This window comes from Streptomyces sp. NPDC020362 (assembly GCF_040642095.1).
GTDB lineage: Bacteria > Actinomycetota > Actinomycetes > Streptomycetales > Streptomycetaceae > Streptomyces.
The window spans coordinates 1-8213 of the sequence record NZ_JBFAET010000292.1 but is presented as its reverse complement, the minus strand read 5'-3'; the positions used below and the strand labels follow the sequence as shown (position 1 = coordinate 8213).

Below are 8213 nucleotides of genomic sequence, written 5' to 3'. Positions count from 1 at the left end.
GGGCGCCGCCGCCCCCACGGTCGAAGCGGCGGTGGCCCGGTACGACGCCGTGCGCCGCCCGCGCGCCCTGTCGGTCGCGGGGGCGGCCCGGCAGGCGGGCCGGATGGGCCAGCAGCTGTCCCATCCCGTGGCCGTCGCCGTGCGCAACGCGGCCCTGCGCCTCGCCCCGTCCCGGGCGACGGTGCGGGCCGTCCTGCGGCACGCCGACTGGACGGCGCCGAAGCTCGGTTGAGGAGCACGGACGGCAACGGCGGCCGACGGCGACAGCACCCGACGGCGACGGCGCGCCGCCCACACCAGCGGCCGAGTACAGGCTCCGGGGTCTCCCTACGTCCGCGGCCCTTCCCGCACCCCGAACACGGCGGGGCCCACCGTGAGGATCCCGTCGGTCAGCGGACGGCAGCGGACTCCCCCGCCGCCGCGCAGCGCCCGCTGTGCTCCGGGCCCCACCGTGACGTCCATCCACGCGCACGGCCTGGCCGCACTCCGGATCTCCAGGTCCACGGGCCCGGTGCCGCAGTCGAGGAAAACCGTCGACCCGATGTACGCGTCGATGTCCACGCCCCGCAGCAGGACGTTGCGCCGCGTGCACAGCAGGTCCGTCTCCTCGGGGCCCGGCCGGGGCAGCCGCTCCGCGGCCATGAGGGTGACCGACGCGTTGCGGTGCGCGGGGTGGTTGAAGTACCGGTCCCCGACGATGCCGAGTCCTGCCCGGAGCTCGGCCGTCGTCACCAGGTCGGTGCGCGGCAGCTCGGGCACGCCGGCGCCGGGACGGCCCGCGAGGCGGTGCACCGGCGAGACGAGCAGCTGAAGGATTTCCACAGAGGGCACGGACCGAGCCTAGCCAGCGCCGTGGACCGCATCACCGGCCACGGCACCGGACCTGAGCAGGAGGCGGCCGCTCGCCCCTGCCAGCAGCAGCCCGGCCACCATGGCGGCCAGGCCCAGCCCCGGTCCGGAGGACCAGTCGACATGGGAGGCGCGCGCGGCCAGGACGGCCGACATGGCGAGAGCCGTGCCGGGCAGGGACAGCAGGGCGGCCCTGGTGCGGTCGAGGTCGTCCTCGGCGAGGGAGCCCAGCACACCCACCCCGAGGGCGAGGGCCCAGACACCGAGCGCCTGGGCGTCCGCCCGGTTGGTGTGCCAGGGCACGAAGTCCGCCCAGAAGCCGGGGCGGAGCAGCAGTCCGGTGCCGATGCCCAGCCAGGACGAGCCGAGCACGGCGAGCGGCGGCTTGGACCAGCCGGGCAGCGGAGCGGTGCGCGCGGGGGCGGGCCCGGACCGGCGCACGAGCTGCCCGGCGAGGCAGATCGCCACTCCCACACACAGCAGCCCCAGCACGAACAGCCAGCCCAGGCTGAAGAAGACCGAGACGATCGGGCCGCCGTGGGCGATGTAGAGCCGGCCGGCGTTGAGCAGGGTGACCGCGAACAGGCCGGCCAGGACCACGGCGAGCGGGAGGACGAGGGTGCGGGCCTGCTCCCAGGTGCGGGCGCGGGCGAGGCTGAACAGGGCCGGGGCCGTGCCCAGCATGCCGGCTCCGATCAGACCGGGGCTCAGCGGGTCCGGCGAGGGCCAGGCGCCGAGGACGTGCCCGGTCAGCGCGACGGCGGTGAGCATGCCGCCGACGAGAAGGTTGATCACCGCGACCGCGGTGGCCAGCACGGAGACACCGGCCGACAGCGGCCTGCCCGGTGCGGGTTCGCGTTCCGGCGCGGCGGTGCGGGGTGGGTCGGAGGACTCTGCCATGGGAGGGTTCCGTTTCCGAGGGGTCGAACGGGCGGGCCGCGGACGGCAATCGGCGTACGGCTAGGGCACCGGGGTCGCCCGCCGCGCGGCGGGCAGGGGGCCGGGGGCGGAGCGTCGGCGGACTTCACGGGCGTGGATCAGGCGCAGGCTCACGACCAGGGTGGCGCCGAAGGCCGTGAGTCCGCAGCCGATGGAGACACCGGCCGTCAGCGCGGTGAACCGGCCGAGGGCCTGGGTGTGCCGGAAGAGGGCGACCGCCCCGGCCGAGACCACGGGCGCCAGGCACAGCCCGGTCAGCTGGATCCGCCACTCCTCGCGGGCCCAGGGCCGCTCGCCTCGGGCCGCCCGCCGCGCACCGAGGGCCATCACCGTGTACGCCAGGACGTAGGGCACCAGGTAAGCGGCCAGCAGACGGCGCCCGCCGGCGCCGTACGCGGACAGCGCGTGGACGATCCAGGCGAGGGCGGCGGCCCCCGCCAGGTGCGCGGCGGCGGACACGGGCAGCGGCGCCCAGGACCCGCCGAGGCCGTCGACGGTGTCCCGGCGGTCCTTGGCGCGGGAGGCGAGCAGCGCACCGAACACCACGAGGGAGCCGAGGTGCATGATGGCCACTCGGTTGATCTCCGTCATCGGCAGGCCGGGCAGCACCGCCGGCAGGGCGCCCCACTCCAGGCGCAGCAGGGGCGCGGTGAGCAGGAAGCCGTAGCACAGGAGCATCCAGCGCTGGTGCAGATCGGGGAGGCCGCCGACGGCCGCGAGGATGCCGAAGGTGACGCTCAGGACCGTGCCGACGAGGATCGTGGCGAGGACGATCCAGAAGGCCGCGCCGCTGAAGGCGTCCCGGGGCGCGGTGCGGGCGAGGTAGAGACCGGCACCCGCCATCGAGGCGTAGACGGTGACCGCGAACAGGACGCCGAGCGCGCGGTGCAGGCGTACGCGCCGACGGGTGGCGGTCAGCAGCTGCGCGGGGCCGAGCAACATGAGCAGTCCGCCCAGGACGGAGTGCACGATCATCGGGACCAGGCTGTGCCGGTACGGGGCGATCCGGGTCGCGAGGGCGTCGGCGACGTAGCGGGGCGAGACCGTGTGCCCGAGGAGCCACTCCCCGAACGCCGGGGCACCCGGGCGGGCGTAGGGCCACAGCTCGGTCATCGCGATGGGCGCGTACCCGACGCACACGGCCGTCACGGTCACCGTGGCGACACGGCGCCAGGTGCTGCTCGTCCAAGGACGCACGGCGACTCCCTGCTCTTTGCTGCTCCCGGGCGGTCCCGGTCCGGTCCGCAATAGTCTCTTCTGGACTATTGCGGGGTTACCGACGGTAGAGCGGCTCGTCGCAGAGGTCAACGGTCGCGGGACACGTACGTGGGGCGGGCGGGGTCAGCGGTCCTGGGCGCGTTCGCCCCGGTGCCGGACCCAGCCCCAGAACTCGGCCATCATCCGCTCGTAGCGGATGCCGAACTCCAGCGCCTCCCGCTGGCCGGGAGTCAGCAACTCGCCGACGCTGTCCGCCAGTTCCTCGTACTCGGCCAAGGTGCGTTCGTGGGCACCGAGTTGCGTGGGGGCGAGCAGTTCCGGACGCGCCCCGAACCACAGCTTCAGGATTCCGCGCTCCCGGGCCTCGACCGGGACGAACTCGGGGTCGGCGAGCCACTGCCGAAGGGCTCGCCGGCCCCGGTCGGTCAGCTCCAGAACCCGGCGGTTGCGTCCGCTCTCCCGGCGCACCTCGGCCAGCAGCCCGGCCGCGAGCAGCCGCTCGCACTGTGCGTAGACCTGCGCGTGCGGCACCGACCAGAACGGTGTGACGGTACGGCCGGCCTCCACCTTCACGTCGTACGCGCTCGCCTCGCCGAGCTTGTCGATGACGCCGAGCACGAGGTATGAGGAGGTGGTCAGCCGGGGTTCCGCCATGAGGCCGACCGTACCCTGCGCCACGCGCGGAAAGGGCCCGGGGTGGTCCAGGCGGAGTGTCCGAAGACGTTGTCGTCGGCGATGGCGACAGCGAGGTCGGTGACCTTCAGGCCGTACTGGATCGGCGTCATGGCGTCGGGGCAGTTCACCTCGACCGCGGGGAAGTTCACGAAGAAGTGCGGGCCCGAGTCCCGCCGGGGAGAAGCCGGCAGGGACATCGCGGGAGGAGCGGACAGGGCCATCGCGGACGAAGCGGGCGGGGTGACACGGGCGAAGCCGGCAGGGCGATCGCTGGAGGGGATCGGCGGCGGTGCACGCCGGTGGCAGAATTCCACCCATCCGATGATCACCCCGGAGGACGCACGTGACCATGGACCTGGCCGAGTTCGCCGAGCCGGATGCCGCACGCCCGCCCGCCCCCGTCCCCGTCGACTGGGCATCCGTGGAGGAGTGGCTGGGGACGCGGCTGCCCGCCGACTACAAACGGCTGGCCGACCAGTACGGGCCGGTGGACTTCGGGGAGTTCCTCTGGATCCATGTCCCGTGCGTGCAGCCGGGGAGGTTCGACTACGGCCAGTGGCTTGGGGCCACGCACCGCGAGGCCCGGATCGAGGCGCGCGGCCTGCCGGAGGGCGAGCGGCCGCTGCTGCACCCGGAGCCGGGCGGGCTGCTGGCCTGGGGCTGCAGCCGGGGCAGTGACACGCTGTTCTGGGACACGTCGGTGTCCGACGACCCCGACGCATGGACGGTGGTCGTCGTCCACGAGGGGCCCGTACCCGGCAGCGGCCTGCTCCCCTGGCACCGCTACGACCTCACGCTCACCGGCTATCTGCGCCACACCGTCCGGGACACCTGGGAACTCCCTTCCCCGCCGGGCCCGTTGATGGGTCCGCTGCCCGGCACCGTGGCGCGCACCGCCTTCCTCGACACCGCCGGACCGTGGACCCCGCCCGCCCCCACCGTCCCCCGGCTGACCGAGGCGGAGCGCCGGGTCGCGCTGGAGACCGGCACGGGACTGGACGCGCTGCGCCTGCTGACCGTGCCCCCTGCCGCACCGCGCCTCGGCGACGGCACCTGGCAGTGGCTGTTCGACCAGATCGGAACAGCGCTGCCCACGGAGTACGTACAGCTGATGGAGACGTACGGAAGTGGCTGCTGGAGCGGCTGGCTGCGCTTCCCGGAGCCGCTGCGGACGACGGCACCGCGCCTGACCGCCTTCGTGGACGAGACGCTGGAGGCCTACGAGTCGCTGAGGTCCGGCCACCCGCAGTGGTATCCCCTCGCCACCTTTCCGGCACCCGGCGGCTTCCTGCCCTTCGCCGACTCCATCGACGGCGACTACCTGGGCTGGCTCACCGAGGGCGACCGGCCCGACGACTGGCCGCTCGTGTTCTGGCCCCGGCACGCTGACCAGGGGCCGCCGCTGGAGCAGGGGCTGGTCGACACGCTGCTGGCCTGGCAGCGCGGCCGGCTGAGCACCGCCGGGCTGTGTGTCCTGGACCAGGACGACGACCCGGTCGAGTTCGCGGACTTCGAGGCCTTCGGCGAGGAGGAGGGCAACTGAGCCCCGGCCGCCCGGGGATCGCCGGCACTCGGCATGATGATCACCATGACTCCGATAACCGGCCTGGACCTGACCGGCTTCAGCGAGCGTGAACCCGGCGTGTGGACGGATGCGGCAGGGCTCGTGCTGTCGGTCCACTTCTTTCCCCTCGTCCCCGATCTGCCTGCCCCACTGCACGAGCTCGAGCGTTTGAGGACCGGGCTCGCGGCCGGCGTGGGCCGGCACGGGGGCGGGCTCATCGAGGCGGTTCCCGGCGAGGTGCACGGTGTCCCGGCGGTCCGTCAGCTGATCAAGGTGCCCCTGCCCGGCGCGGCGCACGGGCAGGCGTTCCTCGGTTCGTGGACCGTCCCCAGGGCAGAGTGCAGCACGGTCCTGAAGGTGCAGGCAGCGGAAGGCCCGATGACCGGTCTGCGTGAGGCCCTGGTGGCGGACCGGGTGGGTTTCGAAGCCTACTTCCGGCCCCACCCGTACGCGGACGGCGGCCAGTTCGGCGGGCTGCCGTGCCACGTGGCCGACGACGAGCAGTGGGACGTGGAGTTCCCCGACCACCCGCTCACCCTGGTGCGGGCGGCACTGAACCGCATCACACCGACGGTCACCCTCGACGAGCGCTTCCGCCAACTGCCCCCGTTCGCGGGCCCCGCAGAGCCGCAGCAGCAACCCGCTGCGCCGCCCGCCCCCACCCCCGCCCCGCCCAAGCGCGGTTGGTTCCGCCGCACCGGCGGACGGTGACGCACCGGGAACGACGACTCCCCCGGGGGACGCTCCGCCAAGGGCGCTCCCGGGGGACGACGGCCAAGGGCGCTTCCGGGGGTGACGGCCGGGAGTGCGGACTGACGGCGGAGCCGCGAGGCTGCGGCGCCCGTGGGCACCCCGTGAACCCGACAGCCGTCTCGACCGGGCCGCGCAGCCCGCGCGCCCTCTCGTCAGGGGTGAGTTACACGTGTAACATTCGCCGGCACGAGACCCTGGCAGCCGCTCAGGCTGATGACGGAAGGCCCCGCACATGACCTCGACCGCGCCCGCCCCGATCGACACGGGCTGGCCCCCACCCCCTTTCCTGGCCCCCGCCGCACCCCTCGTGGGCACCGACGGAGTACGGCGCTTCCACGGGCTGAGCTACTCCCGGACGCCGGGCTATCGCCCCTGCCTGCTCGACGTCCACGTGCCGGCCGCGCAGGAAGCCGTACCGGCGGTCGTCTGGATCCACGGCGGCGGCTGGCTGGAGGGCGACCGCCGCTACCCGCCGCCGACCGTGCCCGTCGAGCTGCTGCACGGCGCCGTCCTCGGCGCGGGCCTGGCACTGGTGAGCGTCGACTACCGGCACAGCCTCGAAGCGCCCTTCCCCGCCCAGCTCCACGACGTCAAGGCGGCCATCCGGTACGTACGCCGGCACGCGGGTGACTTCGGCATCGACCCGGGGCGGATCGGAGCCTGGGGCGAGTCGGCCGGCGGCCATCTGGCCGCGCTCGCCGGGCTCGTCCGCGCGGACGCCCATGGCCCCGCCCTCGAAGGACGGGAAGGCGTACAGGACGAGGACAGCAGCGTGCGGGCGGTGGTCGACTGGTACGGCGTCTCGGAGATCGAGCCGCTGCTCGGACAGTCCCCCCTGCCGTCCCTTCCGGGCGAGCCGCCGTACCCGAACCCCATCACCGCGCTGCTCGGCGGCGCGGAGACGGGGCTGCGGGAGCGGGCCCGCGCCGCGAGTCCGGTGACGTACGCGGGAGCCGCGACTCCGCCCCCGTTCCTGCTCGTTCACGGCCGCGAGGACCGGGTCGTGCCGTTCGTCCAGAGCGAGTCCCTGGAGCAGGCACTCACCCGGGCCGGCGGAGCCGTGACGCTGCGCGCCGTCGACGGGGCCGATCACATCTTCCTGGGGTCGGCGGAGGTACCCGCGGTCGTCGCGGAGAGCGTCGACTTCCTGCGGCGCCATCTGAACGCCTGATCAGGCGCCACCCGCCCATCCGGCCCATCCGCGGCGTGCGCTGAGCCCGCCCGCCCCTCCTCCGCGACGACGTCACCGTCGTCGCACCGGGGAGACCGGCAGGGCCCGACCGCGTCGCCGGTGTGTCAGCTGCCGTCAGCGGCCCCTGCCACTGTGGTTCCCGTGAACGGCACGGGAGACCGGGCCGGGAACGAGGAGAGGTGCCCGGAGTGGCTTATCGGGGACCTGAGCACGTCTCACGGTCGGGCCTCACGGCCCACGCAGGTTCACATCCTGCCCTCTCCGCTCGGCCCCTCCGCTCGGGCGCTCCGGTGCACGGGGCCGTCGGCGGTGGTGCCGGCAGCCCCGTGCGCACCGGGTGTTCCCGACGGCGCGTCAGCCGGTGGCGAGGGCCTTCAGCCGGTCGGCGGCGCCGTTGAACCTGTCGTGGTCCCCGACGGTCGGACCGGAGGAGGTGTACTGCCACATGGTGTGCGTCGACCAGCCCGACGGCAGTGTCCCCACCGCCGAGGCGTACCGCGCGATCCAGAGGGGGTTGGTCGCGCCGAAGCCCGCGTAGTCGCCGGTGCACTCGGTCCACCAGCTGGTGGCGGTGTAGACGACGGCGTCGCGGCCGGTGCGGGTCTTGTAGCGGTTCAGGAAGTCACGGATCCAGCTGACCATGGCGGACTTGCTCTTGCCGTAGCAGGAGTCGCCGTACGGGTTCCACTCGATGTCGAGCACGCCGGGCAGCGTCTTGCCGTCCTTGGACCAGCCGCCGCCGTGGTCGACGAAGTAGTCCGCCTGGGCGGCGCCGCCCGCCCCGTCCGGGGTCGCGAAGTGGTACGCGCCGCGGATCATCCCGATGTCGTAGGAGCCGTTGTACTGCTGGGTGAAGTAGGGGTTCTTGTAGGAGGTCCCCTCCGTCGCCTTCGTGTACGCCCATTTGACGCCGCTGCTCCACAGGGTGGACCAGGTGACGTTGAGCTGGTGGCTGGAGACGTCCACGCCTTCGGTCTGGGTGACGCGGGGGACCGACTCTGCGGGGACTGCGGTGTTGTCCGC

The 8213-nt window shown here is 73.7% G+C and carries 9 protein-coding genes and 2 pseudogenes; 5 read left to right on the top strand and 6 right to left on the bottom strand.

Annotated elements, in window-relative coordinates:
* Positions 1–232, top strand: a pseudogene (locus AB0H32_RS44825) (FAD-dependent oxidoreductase); the annotation flags it as partial.
* Between the two features lie 95 nt (positions 233–327).
* Here AB0H32_RS44825 and AB0H32_RS44820 read toward each other — a convergent pair.
* The 5 genes from AB0H32_RS44820 to AB0H32_RS44800 form a co-directional block, all read right to left on the bottom strand.
* The gene (locus AB0H32_RS44820) at positions 328–831 is read right to left on the bottom strand and encodes a molybdenum cofactor biosysynthesis protein (protein WP_361134356.1); all 504 of its coding nucleotides are present in this window, start codon (positions 829–831) and stop codon (positions 328–330) included.
* 9 nt (positions 832–840) lie between these two features.
* Positions 841–1749: a hypothetical protein gene (locus AB0H32_RS44815; RefSeq protein ID WP_361134353.1), complete on the bottom strand. Its 909-nt coding sequence runs from the start codon at positions 1747–1749 to the stop codon at positions 841–843.
* A 60-nt stretch (positions 1750–1809) separates the two neighbouring features.
* Positions 1810–2985 (bottom strand): DUF2306 domain-containing protein, encoded by a 1176-nt coding sequence (locus AB0H32_RS44810; RefSeq protein WP_361134350.1) that lies wholly within the window; start codon positions 2983–2985, stop codon positions 1810–1812.
* 144 nt (positions 2986–3129) lie between these two features.
* Positions 3130–3660 (bottom strand): PadR family transcriptional regulator, encoded by a 531-nt coding sequence (locus AB0H32_RS44805; protein ID WP_361134347.1) that lies wholly within the window; start codon positions 3658–3660, stop codon positions 3130–3132.
* Positions 3642–3995, bottom strand: a complete 354-nt coding sequence (locus tag AB0H32_RS44800; RefSeq protein ID WP_361134344.1) for a hypothetical protein — start codon at positions 3993–3995, stop codon at positions 3642–3644. The genes AB0H32_RS44805 and AB0H32_RS44800 overlap by 19 nt, the downstream gene beginning before the upstream one ends.
* A 35-nt stretch (positions 3996–4030) precedes the next feature.
* Between AB0H32_RS44800 and AB0H32_RS44795 the strand changes: the two genes are divergently transcribed.
* The 4 genes and pseudogenes from AB0H32_RS44795 to AB0H32_RS44780 all read left to right on the top strand — a co-directional run bounded on the left by AB0H32_RS44795 (position 4031) and on the right by AB0H32_RS44780 (position 7454).
* Positions 4031–5224 (top strand): SMI1/KNR4 family protein, encoded by a 1194-nt coding sequence (locus tag AB0H32_RS44795; RefSeq protein WP_361134359.1) that lies wholly within the window; start codon positions 4031–4033, stop codon positions 5222–5224.
* A 45-nt stretch (positions 5225–5269) separates the two neighbouring features.
* A complete protein-coding gene (locus tag AB0H32_RS44790; RefSeq protein WP_361134341.1) occupies positions 5270–5956 on the top strand; it encodes a hypothetical protein in 687 nt (228 codons plus the stop codon).
* 274 nt (positions 5957–6230) lie between these two features.
* Positions 6231–7169 carry an alpha/beta hydrolase gene (locus tag AB0H32_RS44785; RefSeq protein WP_361134338.1) on the top strand — a complete coding sequence of 313 codons (939 nt, stop codon included), beginning with the start codon at positions 6231–6233 and terminating at the stop codon, positions 7167–7169.
* Between the two features lie 194 nt (positions 7170–7363).
* Positions 7364–7454 (top strand): annotated as a pseudogene (locus AB0H32_RS44780).
* A gap of 90 nt (positions 7455–7544) precedes the next feature.
* On the opposite strand, the gene AB0H32_RS44775 reads toward AB0H32_RS44780, so the two are convergent.
* Positions 7545–8213, bottom strand: a 669-nt coding sequence (locus AB0H32_RS44775) for a lysozyme (protein ID WP_361134335.1), incomplete at its 5' end; no start/stop codon positions are given.